This window comes from Stenotrophomonas sp. STEN020 (assembly GCF_056760195.1).
In genome coordinates this window covers 24213-44916 of record NZ_JBRREI010000018.1, presented here as the reverse complement: position 1 = coordinate 44916, position 20704 = coordinate 24213, and the positions used below count along the sequence as shown (strand labels likewise).

Sequence of the window (20704 nt, the reverse complement as noted above, 5' to 3'; positions counted from 1 at the left end):
TTCCTTGTAGGGAGAGTGGGGATGGCGCCGGTATGCGGCGCCATCACTACGAATCAGAACCAGAAGCGCACACCGGCAACCCAGCGCGATTCACTCACGCCTTCGCCGGCATCACGGTGCATATCAGCGGTATTGCCGAATGCGCGTTCGTGCACGAAGCCCACATACGGCGCGAACTTGCGGGTGAACTCGTAGCGCAGGCGCAGGCCTGCTTCCACGCTGCTCAAGCCCTTGCCGACGCCACGGCGCGGATCGTCATCGGCGACGATGCTGGCTTCCACCACTGGCTGCAGAATCAGGCGGTTGGTCAGCAGCACGTCGTACTCGACCTCGAAGGCCAACTCGGCCTTGCGCGGTCCGCCGATGTAGGCCATCGCCGAGACTTCGAACTTGTACGGCGACATGCCCTGCAGGCCGAACGCGGCACGGGTCAGGTCTGAGGAATCACGGCTATTGTCATGCCGCGCACCGGCAACCACGTCCCACCACGGCGAGATCGAATGCCCGTACAGCGCATCCACCGACCAGTCGCCGAGCGCGTTCTCGCTGCGCTCGCCTTCGCTGCGGATCCACAGGCGGTTGATGTCGTTGCCGAACCAGGAGTCGATGCCCCAGGCCTGGCCGCTGCCGTGGGCGTTGTCCCAGGCTTCCAGGTGATCGAACACCACCAGACTGTTGAACGACGGCGCATGTTCCATCGCATGCGGCTTCAACACCGGGAAGGCATCGTCGAAGTCCTGCTTGGTCGGTGTCGGGATCGGTTCGCGCGGTGCGTCGCTGGCGCTGCTGGTCTGCATGTTGTAACCAGCATGCGGATCGGCCGGCATGGCATGGCCCGCGTGCGGGTCCGCTGCCGCGCCGTGGCTGGAATGATCCTCCGCTTTGGGCATGGCATGGTCGGCATGCGGATCGGCGGGCATTGCATGCCCCGCGTGCGGATCAGCCGCCGCGTCGTGGCTGGAGTGATCTTCCGCCTTGGGCATGGCATGGCCCGCGTGTGGATCAGCAGCCTTGGCCTTGCCGCCATGACCACGGTGCGCGGCGTGCGGATCGGCAGGCTTGGCCTTGGGCATGTTGTGCCCGGCATGCGGATCCACTGCTGGCTTTGCTTCAGCAGCATGCCCGGCGTGGCCTGCATGCGGGTCTTGCGCGAAGGCGCTGCCGCTGGCGGCCAGGGCGATGAACAACAGCGAGTGAGAGAAGGTCTTCATGCGTCGATCCTCACTTCGCGCATCATGCCCGCTTCCATGTGGTACAGCAGATGGCAGTGGAAGGCCCAGCGGCCCAGCGCATCCGCGCGAACGCGGTAGCTGCGGCGTGTGCCCGGCGGCATGTCGATGGTGTGCTTGCGTAGCTGGAATTCGCCGTCGGCGTTCTCCAGGTCACTCCACACGCCGTGCAGATGGATCGGGTGCTGCATCATCGTGTCGTTGACCAGCACGATGCGCATGCGCTCGCCGTAGTTCAATTTGATGGGCTCGGCACCGGCAAACGGAATGCCGTCGAAGTTCCAGGCGAACTTCTCCATGTGGCCGGTGAGATGCAGTTCGATCTCGCGGCCGGGCTCACGCCCATCCGGGTCTTCGAACAGCGAACGCATCGCGCCATAGGTCAGCACCTTGCGGCCGTTGTCGCGCAGGCCGATGCCGGGGTCGTCGAGCTTGGGCTCGGTGGCTGCGGTCTGCATGTCGATCAGCGGGTTACCGGCTTCGCTGGGCTTGTGCTTGGGCGACTTGTCGCCTGCCGCCGCGCCGTGACCGGCATGTGCACCGTGGCCCATCGCCGCACCGCAGCCGCCTTCCATGCCCTTGGCACCCATGTTGGCGCCGCAACCACCTTCCATGCCGGCACCGTGGTCGCCATGGCTGCCCATGTCGTGGCCCATGTCGCTCATGGTCAGCAGCGGACGCGGATCGATCTGCGGAATCGGTGCCTGCAGGCCTTGGCGCGTTGCCAAGGTGCCGCAGGCATAGCCAGTGCGGCCCATGTCCTGCGCAAACAGGGTGAAGGCATCCTGGCCGGTCGGTTCGACGATGACGTCGAAGGTCTCGGCCGGCGCAATGCGGAACTCGTCGATGCTGACCGGATGGATGTACTGGCCATCGGCGGCGACCACGGTCATCTTCAGGCCGGGGATGCGCACATCGAAGTAGGTCATCGAGGCGCCGTTGATGAAACGCAGCAGCACCTTCTCGCCACTGCGGAACAGGCCGGTCCAGTTGCCGGCCGGCGCGGTGCCGTTCATCAGGTAGGTGTAGGTGTGGGCATTGATATCGGACAGGTCGGAAGGCGTCATCCGCATCCGGCCCCACATGCCGCGGTCACTGAGCGTCTCGCGCAGGCCATCCTTGCGTGCGTCGCGCATGAAGTCACCGACCGTGCGCTGGTAGGTGTTGTCATGCATCGGCATCTTCTTCATGCGCCGGAACAGCGCATCCGGATCGATGTCGGTCCAGTCCGAGAGCATGACCACGTGTTCGCGGTCGAAGTGGTACGGCGGTGGCGCCAGCGGATCGACGATCAGAGCGCCATACAGGCCGGCCTGCTCCTGGAACAGCGAATGGCTGTGATACCAGTAAGTGCCGGACTGCTTGAGCTGGAACCGGTACTGGTAGGCCTCACCCGGCGCGATGCCGTTGAAGCTCAGCCCCGGCACGCCGTCCATGTTGGCCGGCAGCAGGATGCCGTGCCAATGGATGGAGGTGATCTCGTCAGTGAGCGTGTTGGCCACGCGCAGGTTGACCGTATCGCCCTCACGCAAGCGCAGGATCGGTGCCGGCAAGGAGCCATTGACGGTGATGGCAGGACGGGTACGACCGGTGAAATTGACTGCAGAGCGGCCAATGGCAAGGCTCAGCTCGGTACCGCGCAGCTCAACCGGCGGCACCGCCATGGCACTGCCGGCGGCGAAGGCCTGCGGAATACGTGCCAGGCCGGCGCCGGCAACCACGCCGCCAATCGCCAGGCCCTGTACGAAGCGACGTCGCGACAGCACCGAGCGCGAATCGGAAAGGAAATCAGAAGACATGTGGAACTCCCGGTCACACAGCCGCATCACGATGCGTTGCTGCATGTCCTGAACAGATCAAGGGTGCACCAGGGCGCTTGCCATGGCACAGATATCTGCGGACGCCAGAAGGCGCGGGAATCAGGCGATGGGAGGGCGGTTGAGCTGGCCCGGGGCCACGTCGTCGCGAGAGGGGAGTGCTGGCATTGACGCCAATGCATGACGCATCGGTGCAAGCCGCGTCATCGTGACGCTGGGCAGCATGTTGCAGTGCTGCTTACAGTCGCAGCTGTCACCGCTGGCACAGGGCGAGGGCGCCTTGTCGGCGTCGCCGGCATCGCATTGCAGGTTGGCTTCCTGCTCGTGGCAGCAGTCGTGCGCGCTGTCACCGGCTTCCATTGCCATCGTCATTGCCTGCATCGGCATGGCCATCGCCGTCGCAGACCACACCGAACCGACCGCACCAGCGATCAGGGTCAGGCACAGCAGCAGGGGCAGCAGGATGCGAGGCACGGGATTCAGGTTGGGAAGCAGGGCTGAACCATAGCATTCCTGAGTAGGGGGCGGGCTGAATGGTTTTCAACCCGTAATCCTTTCAGATCGTCTTTCCCGCGAAGGCGGGAATCGCTCTGGCTTTTGCTGGGATGTGCAGACAAGCCCAAGCCCGGAGCGATTCCCGCCTTCGCGGGAATGACGGCGGAGGGGCAAAACCCCATGCAAAGCTCCAGCCTCCGCCCCCACAACCCAACCAAGTAGAATCCACCCCAGCATTCACCAAGAAGTGGCGATCCATGTCCCAGCGTGATTGGGTGGCGGCGGCCATCCACAAGATTGAAGCCGACTACAACCGTTCGGCCGATACCCATCTGATTCCCGTCGACCTGCCGGGCTTCCCCGGTATCGATGTCTATCTGAAGGATGAATCCAGCCACCCGACCGGCAGCCTCAAGCACCGCTTGGCGCGCTCGCTGTTCCTGTACGCGCTGGCCAATGGCTGGTTGCGCGAGGGTCGTCCGGTAATCGAGGCGTCCAGCGGTTCCACCGCGGTGTCCGAAGCCTACTTCGCACGCCTGCTGGGCCTGCCATTCATTGCGGTGATCCCGGCCAGCACCTCGCCGGAGAAGATCGCCGCCATCGAATTCCACGGCGGCCGCTGCCATCTGGTGCAGCGCGCCTGTGACCTGAACTGCGAATCCGAACGGCTGGCGCGTGAAACCGGCGGCCACTTCATGGACCAGTTCACCTACGCCGAGCGCGCCACCGACTGGCGCGCCAACAACAACATCGCCGAATCCATCTTCAAGCAGATGGCCGAGGAGCCGCATCCGGTGCCGGAATGGATCGTCTGCAGCCCCGGCACCGGCGGCACCGCCGCTACTCTCGGTCGCTACGTCAGCTATCGCCGGCACGACACCCGCATTCTCTGTGCCGACCCGGAAGTGTCGATCTTCTACGACGGCTATTGCGCCGCGTTGGAAGGCCGCGACTGGCGTGACATGACCTGCGAAGGCGGCTCGCGCGTGGAAGGCATCGGCCGTCCGCGCGTGGAACGCAGTTTCATCCCGACCTGCGTCGATGCGATGGTGAAGGTGAGTGATGCGCTGAGCCTGGCTGCGATGCGCCATGTCAGCGCCACCCTGGGACGCCGCGTTGGCGGCTCCACCGGCACCAACTTCATCGGTGTGTTGTACGCCGCTCAGCAGATGCGCGCTGCCGGCCGTGATGGCTCCATCGTCAGCATCCTCTGCGATGCCGGCGAGCGTTACGCGCACAGCTATTACAACCCGGACTGGTATAGCCAGCAGGGCATCGACGTGGTCGGCGCCGACGCGGTGGTGGCCACGGCCGTGGCCGGGCAGGGCATGCCGGCCCTGCCTTGTGCCTGGCTGGAAGCGTCGCCATATCAGGTCTGATGCCGGCGCAGCCGGAACTGTTTGAAGGAATGTCGTGAACACCACCAATCCCCTGCTCGATTTCTCCGGCCTGCCGCGTTTTGACGCGATCCGTGCTGAACACGTCACCCCGGCGATCGATACGTTGCTGGCCGAGGCCGAAGCGGCGGTGAAAGCTGCTGAAACCGTGGCACCGGTGAGCTGGGGGAACTTCGTGGTGCCGCTGGACGATGCTACCGAGCGCTTGTATCGCGCCTGGGGCCAGGTTTCGCATCTGCAGGCGGTGGTCAACACGCCTGAGCTGCGCGAGGTCTACAACGCCAATCTGCCCAAGCTCAGCCGCTTCGGCAGCTCGGTCGCGCAGAACCCGGCGCTGTACGCACAGTACAAGCTGCTGGCCGCCGCGCCGGAAGCTGCAAGCTACGACGAAGCACAGCGCAAGGCATTGGAAAATGCACTGCGCGACTTCCGTCTCGGCGGTGCCGAGCTGGACGACGCCGGCAAGGCGCGTTTCGCCGAGTTGCAGGAAGAGCTGTCAGGCCTGCAGGCCAAGTTCTCGCAGAACGTGCTGGATGCGGGTGATGCATTCGCCCTATACGTGGATGTGGCTGATGACCTGCTGGGCCTGCCCGATGACGTGATTGCCAGCGCCCGCGCCACCGCGCAGAAGGATGGCCGCGAAGGTTACAAGCTGACCCTGCAGATGCCGTGCTATCTGCCGGTGCAGACCTATGCCGACAACCGCGCGCTGCGCGAGCGCCTGTATCGCGCGCATGCGATGCGCGCATCGGAGTTCGGCGATGCGGCCTTGGACAACACCGGCAATATCGATCGCATTCTCGCCGTGCGTAACGAACTGGCTGCACTGCTGGGATTCGACAACTACGCCGAGTATTCCATCGCCACCAAGATGGCCAGCGACGCACCGCAGGTGCTGAGCTTCCTGCGCGACCTGGCTGCACGCGCAAAACCCTATGCGCAGCGCGACCGCGCCGAACTGGAAGCCTTCGCCCGTGACGAACTGGGCATGGATGAATTGCAGGCCTGGGATCTGGCTTATGTGGCCGAGAAGCTCAAGCAGGCGCGCTACAGCTATTCCGAGCAGGAAGTGAAGCAGTACTTCACCGAGCCCAAGGTGTTGGCTGGCCTGTTTGGCGTGATCGAGCGCCTGTACGGGCTCAAGGTGGAACAGGACAGCGCACCGGTCTGGCACGAAGATGTGCGGTTCTATCGACTGGTGAATGCCGATGGCGCGCTGGTTGGCCAGTTCTACATGGATCTGTACGCACGTGAAGGCAAGCGCGGTGGTGCGTGGATGGATGACTGCCGCAACCGTCGCGTCACCTCAGCTGGCGTGCAGACGCCGCTGGTATATCTGGTCTGCAATTTCGGCCGCGGCAATGACGGCAAGCCGGCGACCTTCAGCCACGACGAAGTCACCACCGTCTTCCACGAAATGGGCCATGGCCTGCATCAGCTGTTGACCCGCATCGGCGAGCTGGCAGTTGCCGGCATCAACGGCGTGGAATGGGATGCCGTGGAACTGCCCAGCCAGTTCATGGAGAACTTCTGCTGGGAGTGGGAGCAGGTGGAAGCGATGACCGCGCATGTCGATACTGGCGTGCCGTTGCCGCGCGAACTGTTCGACAAGATGCTGGCGGCGAAGAATTTCCAGAGCGGCATGTTCACCGTGCGTCAGTTGGAGTTCGGTCTGTTCGACATGCTGCTGCACAGCCAGTACCAGCCTGAACAGGAAAGCGTGCTGCAGCTGCTGGAGCGCGTGCGCGGCGAAGTGGCAGTGAATATCCCGCCGGCCTGGAACCGTTTCGCCAATCAGTTCAGCCATATCTTTGCTGGCGGCTACGCGGCTGGCTACTACAGCTACAAGTGGGCCGAAGTACTCAGTGCCGACGCCTATGCCGCCTTCGAGGAAGCACCGGGCGCCGTGGCTGAAACCGGCAAGCGTTTCCGCGATGAAGTGCTGTCGCGCGGCGGCAGCCGTAGCGCGGCTGAGAATTTCCGCGCCTTCCGTGGCCGTGAACCGCAGATTGATGCCTTGTTGCGGCATAGCGGCATGACTGCCTGAACAGCGCCCACGGCCGGGGCTGGTCAGCCACGGCGATGAGGGGCAAGCTTGGGGATACGCATTCCCCAAGCTTGACGACATGCCCCGGCTAATCACCCGCATCGCAGCCTGCGCGGCCATCATCGGCGCGGTGCTGTGGTTCCAACCGCGCATCAACGAACCCGCCGCCCAGGTCAGCAATGGCTTGAATCTACGCAGCGCGCCGGATCAGCGTGCCGAGCGTCTGGCGGTATTGCCGATAGGCACCACGGTGGAAGTGCAGCGCTGCCTGGCCGACCTGCAATGGTGCAATGTGCGTGCAGACGGCAAGAGCGGCTGGGTAGCGGCGGATTACCTGATTGCCCGCAGCGACGGCAAGAAGGTCAAACTGACCGAAGCCGGCAAGCAGCTGGGCGTAGTAATAGAGACCGCCAAACCAGGCGGCTGAGCAGCCCCTGTAGAGCCGAGCCACGCTCGGCTGGGGCATTACTCAAAATGCAGTGTAGAGCCGAGCCATGCTCGGCTGGGGGCATTGCCGGTAAAGCCTCTGCCGAGCATGGCTCGGCACTACGCTTTTGCCCCCTCCCTTGCGCCGAAGGCGGAGGGGAGGGCTGGGGAGGGGTAAGCTCTTCGCTGGCTGCAGCAGCATCAGCTTCGCGGCTTACGCCGCTCCTACAACAGCAGAATCAGACCCACCCTGTTACTTCTTGTTCGGCACTTCAAAGCCCAGCTTGTCCACCTGCTGCGGATGCTGCGGCACGCGCTTGAGCTTGTCGGTGTTGACGTCGTACTTGTCGCGCAGGCGGGTGGCCAGCTGGCGGTAGGTAGCGTTGTCCATGTCCGGTTCGCGGGCGAAGATCCACGCCATCTCACGGCCCGGGTAACCAATCAGCGCCCAGGAATAGTCCGGCGCCACTTCCAGAATGCGGGTATGCGTGGGCACGATCCGGTAGAACCAGGTGCGCCAGCGACGGTTGCCGCTGTCCTCGTCTACCTTGGCGCGGATCTCGATTTCATCTTCCGGCTCGGCAAAACCATCGCGGAACTGATACTTGATCGAGACCTTGTCGTCGTCGCGCAGGGTATAGGTGTTGACGCTGGCCACATGGCCGCGTTCGATGAAGTTGGGTACCCGGCCGATCACATACCAGCGGCCCATGAAGCGCTGCAGATCAATCGGGCCCTCGGCGATTCCCTCCACCGTCGTCGTTGCCGGGGCGGCGTCCTGTGCGTGCGCCGGGGTCAGCGGCAGGGCGAGACTCAACAACATGGCGGACAGAAAGACAGGAATCGGTCGCATTACGGGTAGGGCACCTATGAAGGTCAGGGCTGCATGTTCGACGGGCAGCGATGCGCCCGTCAATGGCAGGTCGCAGTCTGTGAGATGGCGGCCGCCGAGGATGCATTCCAACACAGCCATGTTGCCGGAGAACGTCATGACCAAGCCGCTTGCATCGTCATCCCGTCGTAACGCTCAGGAAGCGCCCGATCCGCAGGTGCTGCGTTGCGTCAGACAGGTTGCCCTGGCTGGCTTGGCGCTGGTGCTGGTATGGCCCGCGGCGCGCGGCCACAGCGACTGGATTGGCTGGCTGCCGTTGTGGCTGCTGGGCATGCCGCTGAGCGCCTGGTGGGCGTTGTACCGCTTTCGCCTACCCGCGGCTTGGCGGAACCGCCACGCCAAGCCGCGTAAGCGCGGCCCGCAGGCCACCCGTGCTCGTCGCCCGGCCCGGCGCCGCCTGCCACAGGCGGCCTGACCTTCGACACGTGGGGGTGGGTAGGGGGCTGTGTTAGCGTTCGCGGCTTATGACCGCATGGAGCCAACATGTCTCGACTCACCTCTGCCTGCCTTGTGGCGGGTCTGCTTTCTTCCGGCTTGGCCGGGGCCGCCATGGCCGCTGACGACTCCCAGGACAAGTACGCCTGGCTGGAAGACGTCACCGGCGACAAACAGCTGGGCTGGGTGAAGGAGCAGAACGCCAAGTCCGAAGGCCGTCTGGCTGTGACCCCGCAGTTCAAGGCGATGGAAGCCGGCATCCGCGAGGTGCTGGATTCGGATGCCAAGATTCCGGGTGTCGAGAAGATCGGCGATTACTACTACAACTTCTGGAAGGACAAGCAGCACGAGCGCGGCGTCTGGCGCCGTACCACGCTGGTCGAATACCGCAAGGCCGAGCCGCTGTGGGAAACCGTGCTCGACCTGGACGCGCTGAACAAGGCCGAGGGCGAGAACTGGGTATGGCATGGCGCCAACTGCCTGCGCCCGGAGTACAACCGCTGCCTGATCGCGCTGTCGCGCGGTGGTGCTGACGCCGATGTCACCCGTGAGTTCGATATCTCCAAGAAGGATTGGATCAAGGACGGCTTCTTCCGTGCCGAGGCCAAGGGCGGCCTTGGCTGGATCGACCAGAACAACGTCTTCGTCTACACCGATTTCGGCCCGGGCTCGATGACTACCTCCGGCTACCCGCGCGTGGTCAAGCGCTGGCAGCGTGGTACCCCGATCACCGCCGCAACCACGGTGTACGAAGGCACGCCAGAGGACATGTACATCTCGGCGATGCACGACGATACGCCCGGCTTCGAGCGTGACTTCGTCAGCCGCACGATCGCGTTCTACAACAACGAGCTGTTCCTGATCGGCGCCGATGGCAAGCTGATCAAGGTCGACGCTCCGAACTCAGCCGAGAAGGGTATCCGCCGCGAATGGCTGACCCTGGAACTGCGCGAGCCGTGGACCGTGGGTGGCAAGACCTATACCGCCGGTTCGCTGCTGGCGACCAAGTTTGATGACTTCATGGCCGGCAAGCGCGAGTTCGACGTGCTGTTCGCGCCGACCGACACCACCTCGCTGGCCGGCACCACCTGGACCAAGTCGCACGTGGTGTTGAACGTGCTGGACGACGTCAAGAACCGCCTGAAGGTGCTGACCCACGGCAAGGACGGTTGGGTGAGCAGCGATTTCACCGGCGCACCGGCCTTCGGCACCATTGGTGTTGGCGCGGTGGACGCGGACGAAAGCGACGCGGTGTGGATGACCGTCACCGACTACCTGACCCCGACCACCCTGGCCATGGCTGAGATCGGCCAGCAGCCGGAAGTGCTCAAGACCATGCCGGCGTTCTTCGACGCCAGCGACAAGGTGATCGAGCAGCACTTCGCCACCAGCAAGGATGGCACCCGCGTGCCGTACTTCGTGGTGCACGACAAGGCGATGAAGCTGGATGGCTCCAACCCGACCCTGCTGTACGGCTACGGTGGTTTTGAAATCTCGCTGACCCCCGGTTATTCCGGCGGCATGGGCCGTGCCTGGTTGGACAAGGGTGGCGTCTACGTTGTGGCCAACATCCGTGGCGGTGGCGAGTACGGCCCGCGTTGGCACCAGGCAGCGCTGAAGCAGAACCGTCACAAGGCCTATGAGGACATGGCGGCGGTTGCGCAGGATCTGGTCACCCGCAAGATCACCTCGGCCAAGCACCTGGGCGTGCAGGGCGGCAGCAACGGCGGTCTGCTGACCGGCAATATGCTGACCCAGTACCCGGAGCTGTTCGGTGCGGTGGTCATCCAGGTTCCGCTGCTGGACATGAAGCGCTACAGCCACCTGCTGGCGGGTGCTTCGTGGATGGCTGAGTACGGCAACCCGGATACAGCCGATTGGGATTACATCAAGACCTTCTCGCCGTACCACCTGTTCGACCCGGCCAAGAGCTACCCGCCGGTGCTGTTCACCACCTCCACCCGCGATGACCGCGTCCACCCGGGCCACGCCCGCAAGATGGCGGCCAAGATGATCGATGCAGGCAAGGACGTGACCTACTACGAGAACATCGAGGGTGGTCATGGTGGCGCTGCGAACAATGCGCAGGACGCGCATATGAAGGCACTGGCTTACAGCTTCCTGTGGGAACAGCTGAGCAAGAAGTGATGCTTGGTTTGAAGTGATGCAAAACAAACGCCACCGAAAGGTGGCGTTTGTGCTTAAGCCCCTCTCCCGCAAGCGGGAGAGGGGTTGGGGTGAGGGCAGAGCGAAGTTCCGATGGTGAGCTGAGGTAGCTGCTTCCGAAGCTCAAAAGCTCCCCCCATCCGCCCTCTGGGCACCTTCCCCCGCAAGCGGGAGAAGGGAATAGCGAAAGCTCAAGCTCAAGCTCAAGCCGAAGCCGAAGCCGAAGCCGAAGCCACAGCCAAAGCCGAAGCCAAAGCCAAAGCCAAAGCCAAAGCCGAAGCCGAAGCCGAAGCCGAAGCCCCTCTCACCCCTCGGTTCTGCGCTTCCAACTCTTCAGTCCTCGCCCAATCCGCTCCACCGCCTCCTGCAAACGCCCAACATCCTGCGTATACGCAATTCGCACATGCTGGTTCGCCCGATAGTTTCCAAAATCCAGGCCAGGCGTAAACGCCACATGCTCGGTCTCCAGGAAATGTGCACAGAACGCCTGCGCATCGTCGGTAAACCCACTCACATCGCAGTACAGGTAGAACGCACCCTGCGGCTCCACATCAATCCGGAACCCCAGCGCCCGCAACGCAGGCAACAGATAATCCCGCCGCTGCCGGAACTGCTCACGACGCTGCTCGAAAATCGCAATCGTCTCCGGCTCGAAACAGGCCAACGCCGCATGCTGCGCCATCGACGGCGCGCTGATGTACAGGTTCTGCGCAAGCTTCTCCAGTTCGGGCACCGCGCGCGGCGGAGCCACCAGCCAGCCAAGGCGCCAGCCAGTCATGCCGAAGTACTTGGAGAAGCTGTTCAACACGAACGCCTCGTCATCCACTTCCAATACGCTCGGCGCATCGAAGCCATAAGTCAGCCCGTGGTAGATCTCATCCACCACCAGGTGCCCACCGCGTTCCTTCAGTGCAGAAGACAAGCCAGCCAACTGCCCAGCATCCAAGGTGGTGCCGGTTGGATTGGCAGGTGAGGCCACCAACGCCCCAACACTGCCAGCATTCCAATTGGCTGCAATCGACTCAGGGGTCAGTTGATACCCACTCTCCGGTCCCACCGGCACCAGCTGCGCCGCGCCTTCCACCAGCCGCAGGAAATGCCGGTTGCAGGGGTAGCCAGGGTCGGCCAGCAGCCAGTGCATGCCCGGGTCCACCAGCAGGCTGGAGGTCAGCAGCAGTGCGCCTGAGCCACCCGGGGTAACCAGAATCCGCTCCGGGTCGATATCCAGCCCGTAGCGCTGACCGTAGAAGCCAGCAATGGCTTGGCGCAGGGCCGGCAGGCCGCGTGCTGCGGTATAGCGGGTATGGCCAGCGGCCAATGCGGCTTGGCCGGCGCGTACCACCGGCTCGGCAGTGGTGAAATCGGGCTCGCCGATCTCCAGGTGGATCACGTCGTGGCCTTGTTGCTCCAGCGCGTTGGCGCGGGCCAGCAGCGACATGACATGGAAGGGCGCGATCTCCTGACTGCGGCGGCTGTATGGGGCGTGTGGGGTGTGGGGCGTGTTCATCGCTGCATGATAGGCGCCGTTGATGGCAGCGGGGCAAGCGCCGGGCATGGCACACTGTGGCCTGCTGCACTGGATGCACCACCGTTGTTCCGGAGCGAACCTGATGAAACCCCTTCTTTGCCTGTTGGTTGCAAGCCTGATGATCAATACCGCCGCCGCGTCACAGCCCACCCCGCCAGATGTTGAAAAGCGTCCGCATATGGTGACCGCACCGTTCGGTGCGCAGCGCGAAGACGACTATTACTGGCTACGTGACGACGAGCGCAAGGAGCCGGCGATGCTGGCCTACCTCAACGCCGAGAACGCCTATACCGATGCCCTGATGGCGCCGCTCAAGCCGCTGCAGGACAAGCTCTACGCCGAGATCGTCGGCCGCATCAAGCAGGACGATGCCAGCGTGCCGTACCGCGAGCGCGGCTACTGGTATTACACCCGCTACGAAACCGGCAAGGACTACCCCATTCACGCGCGTCGCAAGGGCGACATGCAGGCGCCGGAAGAAGTGCTGCTGGATCTCAACGTGCTGGCCGAAGGCAAGGGTTACTTCGGCATCGACGACATGGACATCAGCCGCGACAACCAGCTGCTGGCCTTCGCCGAAGACGCCGTCGGCCGCCGCCAGTACACCATCCGCATCAAGGATCTGGCCACCGGCAAGATGCTGGACGATGTGATCGAAGGCGTTTCGGCCAATGTGATCTGGGTCGATGACAACCGCACCCTGTTCTACGTTGAGAACGACCCGGAAACCCTGCTCACCGTGCGCGTCAAGAAGCACGTGCTCGGTACCCCGGTCAGCGCCGACGTGCTGGTCTACGAGGAGAAGGACGACAGCTTCTACATGGGCATCGGCCGCACCCGCGACGACCGCTTCATCACCATCGGCGTGGACAGCACCGTGTCCTCCGAGCTGCGTTACACCTCGGCCGCCAACCCCGGCGAGTTCACCGTGCTGGCCAAGCGTGAGCGTGATGTCGAATACGACGCTGACCATTACAACGGCCAGTGGGTGATCCGCACCAATGCCGATGGCGCCACCAACTTCAAGCTGGTTACCGCGCCGGAAGGTACCACTGACCGCAAGCAGTGGAAGGATTGGGTCAAGCACGACCCGCAGGTGCTGATCGAAGGCTTCGAGCTGTTCGATGGCTATACCGCCATCGCCGAGCGCGCTGAAGCGCTGGAACGCGTGCGTCTGCTGTTCGCCGATGGCCGCAGCGAGTTCGTCAAGGCCGACGAACCGGCCTACTCGATGGGTCTGTCGGTCAACGCAGAGCCCGATACCGAGTGGCTGCGCTACACCTACACCTCGCTCACCACGCCGGCCACCACCTACGAACTCAACGTCAAGACTGGTGAGCGCCGCCTGCTCAAGCAGCAGCCGGTGATCGGCTATGACGCCAGCAAGTATGAAACCGAGCGCGTCTGGGTGACCGCCCGCGACGGCGCGCGCATTCCGGTGTCGCTGGTCTACAAGAAGGGCTTCAAGAAGGACGGCACTGCCGCCCTCTATCAGTACGCCTACGGCAGCTACGGTATGTCGATGGACCCGGGCTTCAACCAGAGCGTGGTCAGCCTGCTTGATCGTGGCGTGGTCTACGCCATCGCGCACATCCGCGGCGGCCAGGAAATGGGACGCAGCTGGTATGACGACGGCAAGCTGCTGCACAAGCAGAACACCTTCAACGACTTCGTCGACGTGACCCGCGCGCTGGTTGCACAGGGCTACGCAGCCAAGGACCGCGTAGCGGCCTCGGGCGGCAGCGCCGGTGGCCTGCTGATGGGGGCGGTGGCCAACCAGGCCCCAGGCGATTACCGGGTGATGGTTGCGCAGGTGCCGTTCGTCGACGTGGTCACCACCATGCTCGACGCCAGCATCCCGCTGACCACCAACGAGTACGACGAGTGGGGCAACCCGGAGCAGAAGCAGTACTACGACTACATGCTCAAGTATTCGCCGTACGACAATGTGCAGGCTCAGGCTTACCCGTCGCTGTTTGTAGGTACAGGCCTGTGGGATTCGCAGGTGCAGTATTGGGAGCCGGCCAAGTGGGTGGCCAAGCTGCGTGACGTCAACACCGGCAGCCAACCCATCGTCTTCCGCACCAACATGGAGGCCGGCCACGGCGGCAAGTCCGGCCGTTTCCAGCGTTACAAGGAACAGGCGGAGTCCTTTGCCTTCGTGCTGTGGCAGTTGGGCCTGGCCGATTGATGCAGCCGGGTTGTAGTGATGCCTGATACACCGCCGCCACGTGATCCTCGTGAACCACGCCCAGCGCGCCTGCGCTGGGCGTGGTGGCTGCTGGCCTATGTGAGCCTGGGCGTGGGCATCGTCGGCATCTTCGTGCCGGGGCTGCCCACCACCGTGTTCGTGCTGATTTCGGCCTGGGCCGCCTCGCATGGCTCCGAGCGGCTGCACCGTTGGCTGCTGGACCACCCGCGCTTCGGACCGGCCATCCGTGACTGGCAGGCGCACGGCGCGGTCAGCCGCAAGGGCAAGTGGATGGCCAGCCTGACCATGCTGGCCTGCGCCCTGATCACCCTGTGGTGCGTGCCGCTGGTCTGGGTGAAAGTTACCTCGATCAGCATCATGGCCTGCGTCTGCCTGTGGCTGTGGCTGCGCCCCTTGCCCCCCGGCGAACGCTGAACAGGGCGAGATCGCGGTTCGGACTTCATGGTCCAGTGGCTATACTCCGGGGATGAACAAGACGTCCCGTTTCCTGATTCTCATCCCGGCAGCCTTCCTGCTGCTGGGTCTCAGTGCCTGCGGCAACAAGGGCCCCTTGGTAATGCCGCAGAAGCCGGTGCCGATCGAGGAACAGGAAGTCACCCCGGCTGACCAGCCCGCCACTGAAAAGCCTGACCCGGCCGCCGACAAGAAGGCCGACGAAGCCATTGAAGACGGAACCGGTGGTGCTGGCGTAAATGGGTAAGTCAGCAACAGGGCGCATGCGCTTCAGCAAGATGCATGGCGCCGGCAATGATTTCGTGGTGTTGGACCTGCGTGACGGCAGCGCGCCGCCGGATGCGGCGCAGGCAGCGCTGCTGGCCGACCGCCATCGCGGCGTGGGCTGCGACCAGATCCTGACGATCGAGGCCCCGCGCAGCGAAGGCGCGGTGGCGTCCTACCGCATCTGGAACTCCGACGGCTCCACCTCGCAGCAATGCGGCAACGGCGCGCGCTGCGTGGCGGCCTGGCTGGTACGCGACGGCGCAGTGCAGGGCGACGATTTCATCATCGACAGCCCCACCCGCACCCACGCCGTGCAGCGCCTGGCCAATGGCGAGTACGCCATTGCCATGGGCAAGCCCGAGTTCGAGCCGGCGCAGATTCCGCTGCTCGGCTTCCCGCGTGCGCGTGAGGAATACATGACCTCGCTGCAGGGCGAGAACGTGCGCTTCGGCGCCGTATCGATGGGCAATCCGCACGCTGTGCTGGAAGTCGGCTCGGTCGACGCCGCACCGGTCGAGCGGGTAGGGCCCTTGCTGCAGCAGAACCCCTCGTTCCCGGAATCGGTGAATGTCGGCTTCGCCCAGGTGATGGATGCCGGCCACGCCCGCCTGCGCGTCTACGAGCGCGGCGTTGGCGAAACCCTGGCCTGTGGTAGCGGCGCCTGCGCGGCGGCGGTAGTGCTGATGCAGCGCGGCCGCCTGCAGCGCGATGCACTGATCTCCTTGCCCGGTGGCGACCTGCGTATCCAATGGCCGGCAGACGATGCCGAGATCGTGATGTCCGGCCCGGCAGCATTCGTATTCGACGGAGAGTGGATGGGATGAACGACACAGTCGAGAAAATCGGTGCCCATGAAGTCGCAGCCTGGCTGCGGCGTCATCCGACCTTCCTCAAGCAGTTCCCCGATCTGGCGCTGACCATGGTGGTGCCGCGCGACGATGGCCCCACCGCCTCGCTCGCCAGCTACCAGTTGGAAGTGCTGCGCGACAAGAACCGCGAGCTGTCGCGGCGCTTGGTTGATCTCGGCGCGAACGCGCAGATCAACGAGCGCCTGGCCGTGCGTACCCATCAGCTGACCTTGGCGCTGATGCGCCAGACCAACGCCGCCGACACACTGCGCGCGATGGCCGCCTCGCTGGAAGAAGATTTCGCCGGCGACCTGGTGCGCATCGTTTCCTTCGACGACGTGCCGGAACTGGCCGAAGCACCGTGGCTGCAGGTCATCGCCAAGGACGACGCCAGGCTGGCGCCGTTCCACGACTGCCTGCAGGACGGCGAGCCCATCTGCGGCCGCCTGCAGCAGGAAAAGAACGACGTGCTGTACGGCGAGCGGGTCAACGAAGTGTCGTCCACCGCACTGTTGCCGCTGCCGGGCGTTGGCCTGATCGCGGTAGGCAGCTACGACCCCAACCGCTTCTATCCCGGCATGGGCACGCTGTTCCTGCGCATGATGGGTGAATCGCTGGTGACGGGTTTGCAGCGCTTCCGCAGCGCCTGAGTGGAGTGACACGGCGATGAGTGCCGTCCAGGCATTCCTGTCCTATCTGCAGGTCGAGCGCCGCATGTCGGCGCACACGCTGGACGCCTACCAGCGCGACCTCGCCGCGCTCACGCAATGGTGCGAAGCGCATGACGTCGCGGATCCGCAAACCCTGCAAGGCGACCAGCTACGTGAGTTCGTCGCCAGCGAGCACCGCCGCGGCCTGTCGGCCAAAAGCCTGCAACGCCGCCTGTCGGCCTGCCGCAGCTTCTACGCCTGGCTGCTGAAGAACAACGTCATCGACAACAGCCCCGCCGCCGGCCTGCGCGCGCCCAAGGCGCCACGCAAACTGCCGCAGGTGCTGGACGCCGACGAAGCCGTGCAACTGGTCGAACTGCCCACCGACGCACCGCTGGGCCTGCGCGACCGCGCGCTGCTCGAACTGTTCTATTCCTCAGGCCTGCGCCTGAGTGAACTCTGCGCCATGCGCTGGCGCGACCTCGATACCGCAAGCGGCATCGTGCTGGTACACGGCAAAGGCAACCGCGAACGCACCGTGCCGGTCGGCTCGCATGCAATGAACGCACTGCAGGAATGGCGCAGGGAAAGCGGCGGCACCGGCGAGAAACCGGTATTCCCGGGCCGCAGCGGCGGCCCGATAAGTCAGCGCGCCGTGCAGATCCGCATCAAGCAACTGGCGCAACGCCAGGGGCTGTTCAAGAACGTGCACCCGCATATGCTGCGGCACAGTTTCGCCAGCCATATTCTGGAGTCCTCAGGCGACCTGCGCGGCGTGCAGGAACTGCTGGGGCATGCGGATATTGCGACCACGCAGATCTATACGCATCTGGATTTCCAGCATCTGGCGAAGGTTTATGATGCTGCGCATCCTAGGGCGAAGCGGAAGGATTGAGTTTGTTTCTTTGGATGGCTGCTTCCGACGTATAGGTAACCGTTCGCTGGCTGCTCTCCGAACTGCGTGAACTAGCTCTTACCTTTCATTGGCAATTTTAGTTCCGCGTACTGGCAATCTTGGGACGATCAGGCTAGGGTCGGAGTTTTCACTGGGCCTAGCGGCGGAACGAAGCTCTGTCGAACTTGCCTGGGCTCCCTTGGTTGGCTGTGCGGCGTTCTCAGTTGTGTCAATTGACATTTACTGTCGGCATAAAGTTCGTTACGGTGCTGTCTAGTAGCTCAACGCGACCTGCTCCGCTTCGCGGACGGACCTAAACCTAAAATTAGCCACCTAAGGCGATATCCAAGATGGTCGAAAAAATAAGAGTCTCTCTTTGGGATATATTCTCATTCTTCCTCACAGGTCTTCTGGTCACAATCGTGCTGGCCGCGTTTTTTTTGGCGTATGGCGATCTTACGTTCAAAGAGCTATTTGGCGTGCTCTCTACTTTCCCGGCATCAATTACCCTTGTTGCTGTGCCGCTTGTCTTCACGCTTTTCGGAATAGTCATAGAGCCTTTTGCAAATTACTTTGACAGTAAAATTTTGAATTTCAATTTGGGCTGGATATCAAAGCCAAAGGAAAAACACAGCAAAGAGGAGGTCGTTCTTAGAGAAGAAATTCGATCTAAATACATGGGGTCTTTCAATGGAAAGATCGACAACCCATTCGGCATCTGCAAGGAGTATGTGGAGACCAAGCAGCTAAGCACCACGTTCATGGTCTACTTGTCCAGGTATGGCTTCTATCGCAATTGCGCCTTTATCTCCGTTGCGTCCGGTATTGCTTTGCTGATTTTTGCTTCTACATGGTGCGGCGGAACTATCGGGTTGTTATGCGGGCTAGCAGCTGCCGCTGTGTTCAAGCGGCGGGCCGGGGATTTCTATAGCTTGATGGCTCCAGCCGTGTATCGAGCTTTCCTTATTGATAAAGTCTCATGGGTTCCGGTGGCGGAGGCCTGTAATTCGCACAATCCGGCAGCGCCTCCCGGTGCGGATTAATTCAGTAAATGTCTTGTACGGCCGCGGCACAGACTATTGCCAGTAGGATGCAAATGGTTGCCGGCAAACCGCTTTCATCGGTGGTTCCCATTAAATGTCCATCAAAATGGCGATATTTGCACGTGCGAAGTCGCGGGCAAGGCGCGGGTCCACCCCCGCGATGAGTCTCCCATCATCGAAGCTGGCTTCGGGTAGCGGATTTTCGTGCCCACTCCTGCTTTTGGCCAAGATTCGCGTTGCTTCAATTCATGCGGCCGTCGGACGATCTGAGTAATTCTCACGGGGTACTGGACGAAGGCTCACTTTAACATGCCCATTCACCTGCAGATCCAAGCGGGCCATGCCCTCGTCGATATCTACTGCTGTGGTTTCGGTTCTCCGCTAAATTTGGTGGGTTGAGAACGCCGCTCCCGATGCTCGTGCTTAGCAGTTCGGGGATACCTCGACCAACCATTCGGGCGCTACATGCGTGATCTCACGGAGGGCTCCGCTGAATTACGGTCATGCTGACAGCCTGGCTAGAGTAAATACACGACAAAATTGCGTTGGGGGCTTTGTAAAAATCCTGATTTTAATTCTTTCGGAGGAAGTGATTTGACCATTGACGAGCTTCGGGATGCCTTGGAGGTGTACTTGGCGCCTCTTCTGTCTGCCCAAGTTTTGCCGGGGGCTGTAAAGTGTAAGGCCAACAGTCCGCGAGTTGCGGCGCTTGAGCCATCAAGGACAGCCATCAAGGCCGACGATGCGGGTGTAGAGAGACTTGTCCTTTATCGCCGACCTGGATTTACGCCGGAAGAGCTGGCACTCACAAAGAATTTTGTTGAAGAGCTCGTCGCTATACATGGTGCAGTTGGTCAAGAATACCGTGCTGAGTTATTCACTTTTCTTCCGGTGCGGGCAATTTCCCGTCACCTTGGTGGTCTTTCTGCGGTAAGTGTCATATTGCGTCAGTTTGTAGTTTGGTCTGCCCGCACGTATGAGGGAGGGGCGATTGCTTCGTCCATAGGGATAGACCCAAACACCAGCGGGGAGGGGGTCGGTCTCGCTGATGTATTTAAGGAAGATTTCTCGGCAGTCGTAAGTAATGGTTTCGATACTCTCCTGGTTGTGACTCCGGATTGCGAAATATTTGGGTCTGGACAGCTTTCGGCGCATCAGCTCGGCCTTGCCTATGCCCCGTATCGACTGAGTGCGATTGCAGACTGGACCGATGCTAGCCGCATTGCGCTGGTATTGAATCGCCTCGGAGAACAGTTAATATTCAAAAACAAGAAGTTGATTTTTGCTAAGCGGCGTGGTGAATGGCAGTACTACGCTCATGAAATGTATCTCCGGCAGATGCAGCCTCCTCAAAATAGATTTTTAAGAGAGGCGATCTATCAGAGTTGTCTCGATATTTCCTTTGCTAGAAGCGGCGGATGCATCATTGTGATTCGGTCTGGATCATTAGGTGAAGTAGGTGAAGTTGTTTCAGAGCCAGACTTGCTTTCAGGAAACAATCCTTCCATCAAGTCAAGAACGATTCGCGCCATGGTAAATGGGAAGTTCCAGAACCTAGACCGACGATTGCGCCAAGAACTGCTTGCTCTGGATGGCGCAATGGTTCTGGATCACCTAGGCAACATAGTTGCAGCTGGCGCAATCATAAGTGTGCCGGCCGGTAGTGAAGGTGGTGGCCGAACCGCTGCCGCAAAAAAAGGCAGTAGTCTCGGGCTCGGAATCAAGATTTCCGAGGACGGTGGCATCTCCGTCTACAAGGAAGAGAGCAAAATATTCGTAGCTTGACCAGGTTGTATCCAGCGATTTGCTGCGAGGGCGCCAGTGGGCGAGCTATCCCCGATTCATGGGGTGGTTCAGTTTTGGATAATATTTTACGAACGGCGCGTCTTGGGTTCGGCTCTGAG

At 62.2% G+C, this 20704-nt stretch carries 18 protein-coding genes; 13 read left to right on the top strand and 5 right to left on the bottom strand.

All coding sequences use genetic code 11. The annotated features are described in order from the left end of the window. Positions 1-53: 53 nt before the first annotated feature. The 3 genes from ACVOLZ_RS09910 to ACVOLZ_RS09900 all read right to left on the bottom strand — a co-directional run bounded on the left by ACVOLZ_RS09910 (position 54) and on the right by ACVOLZ_RS09900 (position 3520). Positions 54-1211: a copper resistance protein B gene (locus tag ACVOLZ_RS09910; protein WP_481515973.1), complete on the bottom strand. Its 1158-nt coding sequence runs from the start codon at positions 1209-1211 to the stop codon at positions 54-56. Further along, positions 1208-3028 carry a copper resistance system multicopper oxidase gene (locus ACVOLZ_RS09905; RefSeq protein WP_481515972.1) on the bottom strand — a complete coding sequence of 607 codons (1821 nt, stop codon included), beginning with the start codon at positions 3026-3028 and terminating at the stop codon, positions 1208-1210. The genes ACVOLZ_RS09910 and ACVOLZ_RS09905 overlap by 4 nt, the downstream gene beginning before the upstream one ends. A gap of 120 nt (positions 3029-3148) precedes the next feature. After that, positions 3149-3520: a CopL family metal-binding regulatory protein gene (locus ACVOLZ_RS09900; protein WP_481515971.1), complete on the bottom strand. Its 372-nt coding sequence runs from the start codon at positions 3518-3520 to the stop codon at positions 3149-3151. A 278-nt stretch (positions 3521-3798) separates the two neighbouring features. Here ACVOLZ_RS09900 and ACVOLZ_RS09895 point away from each other — a divergent pair, with 278 nt between their 5' ends. From ACVOLZ_RS09895 to ACVOLZ_RS09885, 3 genes are all read left to right on the top strand, one after another. Further along, positions 3799-4920 (top strand): PLP-dependent cysteine synthase family protein, encoded by a 1122-nt coding sequence (locus ACVOLZ_RS09895; RefSeq protein WP_481515970.1) that lies wholly within the window; start codon positions 3799-3801, stop codon positions 4918-4920. 34 nt (positions 4921-4954) lie between these two features. After that, positions 4955-6985 (top strand): M3 family metallopeptidase, encoded by a 2031-nt coding sequence (locus ACVOLZ_RS09890; RefSeq protein WP_481515969.1) that lies wholly within the window; start codon positions 4955-4957, stop codon positions 6983-6985. A gap of 79 nt (positions 6986-7064) precedes the next feature. Next, entirely contained in the window at positions 7065-7412 is a 348-nt protein-coding gene (locus ACVOLZ_RS09885; RefSeq protein WP_481515968.1) for an SH3 domain-containing protein, read from the top strand. A gap of 252 nt (positions 7413-7664) precedes the next feature. Here ACVOLZ_RS09885 and ACVOLZ_RS09880 read toward each other — a convergent pair whose 3' ends face one another. Next, complete coding sequence (locus ACVOLZ_RS09880) at positions 7665-8264, bottom strand: lipocalin family protein (protein WP_481515967.1); 600 nt, start codon at positions 8262-8264, stop codon at positions 7665-7667. Between the two features lie 136 nt (positions 8265-8400). On the opposite strand from ACVOLZ_RS09880, the gene ACVOLZ_RS09875 reads away from it, so the two are divergent. Next, on the top strand, positions 8401-8718 hold the full coding sequence (locus ACVOLZ_RS09875) for a hypothetical protein (RefSeq protein WP_481515966.1): 318 nt from the start codon (positions 8401-8403) through the stop codon (positions 8716-8718). A 68-nt stretch (positions 8719-8786) separates the two neighbouring features. Continuing rightward, entirely contained in the window at positions 8787-10886 is a 2100-nt protein-coding gene (locus ACVOLZ_RS09870; RefSeq protein WP_481515965.1) for a prolyl oligopeptidase family serine peptidase, read from the top strand. Positions 10887-11208: 322 nt separating this feature from the next. Here the strand turns inward: ACVOLZ_RS09870 and ACVOLZ_RS09865 are convergent, their stop codons facing one another. After that, positions 11209-12411 (bottom strand): pyridoxal phosphate-dependent aminotransferase, encoded by a 1203-nt coding sequence (locus ACVOLZ_RS09865; RefSeq protein ID WP_481515964.1) that lies wholly within the window; start codon positions 12409-12411, stop codon positions 11209-11211. A gap of 103 nt (positions 12412-12514) precedes the next feature. Here ACVOLZ_RS09865 and ACVOLZ_RS09860 point away from each other — a divergent pair, with 103 nt between their 5' ends. The 8 genes from ACVOLZ_RS09860 to ACVOLZ_RS09825 all read left to right on the top strand — a co-directional run bounded on the left by ACVOLZ_RS09860 (position 12515) and on the right by ACVOLZ_RS09825 (position 20585). Beyond that, positions 12515-14623, top strand: coding sequence for a S9 family peptidase (locus ACVOLZ_RS09860; RefSeq protein ID WP_481515963.1), 2109 nt, complete (start codon positions 12515-12517; stop codon positions 14621-14623). Between the two features lie 18 nt (positions 14624-14641). Continuing rightward, entirely contained in the window at positions 14642-15058 is a 417-nt protein-coding gene (locus tag ACVOLZ_RS09855) for a YbaN family protein (protein WP_481515962.1), read from the top strand. A gap of 52 nt (positions 15059-15110) precedes the next feature. Continuing rightward, on the top strand, positions 15111-15344 hold the full coding sequence (lptM, locus tag ACVOLZ_RS09850; RefSeq protein WP_282269555.1) for an LPS translocon maturation chaperone LptM: 234 nt from the start codon (positions 15111-15113) through the stop codon (positions 15342-15344). After that, positions 15337-16188, top strand: coding sequence for a diaminopimelate epimerase (gene dapF / locus ACVOLZ_RS09845; protein WP_481515961.1), 852 nt, complete (start codon positions 15337-15339; stop codon positions 16186-16188). The genes lptM and dapF overlap by 8 nt, the downstream gene beginning before the upstream one ends. Then, positions 16185-16862 carry a DUF484 family protein gene (locus ACVOLZ_RS09840; RefSeq protein WP_481515960.1) on the top strand — a complete coding sequence of 226 codons (678 nt, stop codon included), beginning with the start codon at positions 16185-16187 and terminating at the stop codon, positions 16860-16862. Before dapF ends, ACVOLZ_RS09840 begins: the two co-directional genes overlap by 4 nt. 16 nt (positions 16863-16878) lie before the next feature. Next, on the top strand, positions 16879-17757 hold the full coding sequence (gene xerC / locus ACVOLZ_RS09835) for a tyrosine recombinase XerC (RefSeq protein WP_481515959.1): 879 nt from the start codon (positions 16879-16881) through the stop codon (positions 17755-17757). A gap of 350 nt (positions 17758-18107) precedes the next feature. After that, positions 18108-18800 (top strand): hypothetical protein, encoded by a 693-nt coding sequence (locus tag ACVOLZ_RS09830; protein ID WP_481515958.1) that lies wholly within the window; start codon positions 18108-18110, stop codon positions 18798-18800. Between the two features lie 594 nt (positions 18801-19394). Further along, positions 19395-20585: a hypothetical protein gene (locus ACVOLZ_RS09825; protein WP_481515957.1), complete on the top strand. Its 1191-nt coding sequence runs from the start codon at positions 19395-19397 to the stop codon at positions 20583-20585. The last annotated feature ends 119 nt before the right edge of the window (positions 20586-20704 follow it).

Bases quoted from the DNA above. Each gene is read 5' to 3' on its own strand.
- xerC (WP_481515959.1), top strand. From the start codon at position 16,879: ATGAGTGCCGTCCAGGCATTCCTGTCCTATCTGCAGGTCGAGCGCCGC.
- ACVOLZ_RS09910 (WP_481515973.1), bottom strand. From the start codon at position 1,211: ATGAAGACCTTCTCTCACTCGCTGTTGTTCATCGCCCTGGCCGCCAGC.
- ACVOLZ_RS09860 (WP_481515963.1), top strand. From the start codon at position 12,515: ATGAAACCCCTTCTTTGCCTGTTGGTTGCAAGCCTGATGATCAATACC.
- ACVOLZ_RS09905 (WP_481515972.1), bottom strand. From the start codon at position 3,028: ATGTCTTCTGATTTCCTTTCCGATTCGCGCTCGGTGCTGTCGCGACGT.
- ACVOLZ_RS09840 (WP_481515960.1), top strand. From the start codon at position 16,185: ATGAACGACACAGTCGAGAAAATCGGTGCCCATGAAGTCGCAGCCTGG.
- ACVOLZ_RS09895 (WP_481515970.1), top strand. From the start codon at position 3,799: ATGTCCCAGCGTGATTGGGTGGCGGCGGCCATCCACAAGATTGAAGCC.
- ACVOLZ_RS09885 (WP_481515968.1), top strand. From the start codon at position 7,065: ATGCCCCGGCTAATCACCCGCATCGCAGCCTGCGCGGCCATCATCGGC.
- ACVOLZ_RS09865 (WP_481515964.1), bottom strand. From the start codon at position 12,411: ATGAACACGCCCCACACCCCACACGCCCCATACAGCCGCCGCAGTCAG.
- lptM (WP_282269555.1), top strand. From the start codon at position 15,111: ATGAACAAGACGTCCCGTTTCCTGATTCTCATCCCGGCAGCCTTCCTG.
- ACVOLZ_RS09855 (WP_481515962.1), top strand. From the start codon at position 14,642: ATGCCTGATACACCGCCGCCACGTGATCCTCGTGAACCACGCCCAGCG.
- ACVOLZ_RS09875 (WP_481515966.1), top strand. From the start codon at position 8,401: ATGACCAAGCCGCTTGCATCGTCATCCCGTCGTAACGCTCAGGAAGCG.
- ACVOLZ_RS09880 (WP_481515967.1), bottom strand. From the start codon at position 8,264: ATGCGACCGATTCCTGTCTTTCTGTCCGCCATGTTGTTGAGTCTCGCC.
- ACVOLZ_RS09830 (WP_481515958.1), top strand. From the start codon at position 18,108: ATGGTCGAAAAAATAAGAGTCTCTCTTTGGGATATATTCTCATTCTTC.
- dapF (WP_481515961.1), top strand. From the start codon at position 15,337: ATGGGTAAGTCAGCAACAGGGCGCATGCGCTTCAGCAAGATGCATGGC.
- ACVOLZ_RS09870 (WP_481515965.1), top strand. From the start codon at position 8,787: ATGTCTCGACTCACCTCTGCCTGCCTTGTGGCGGGTCTGCTTTCTTCC.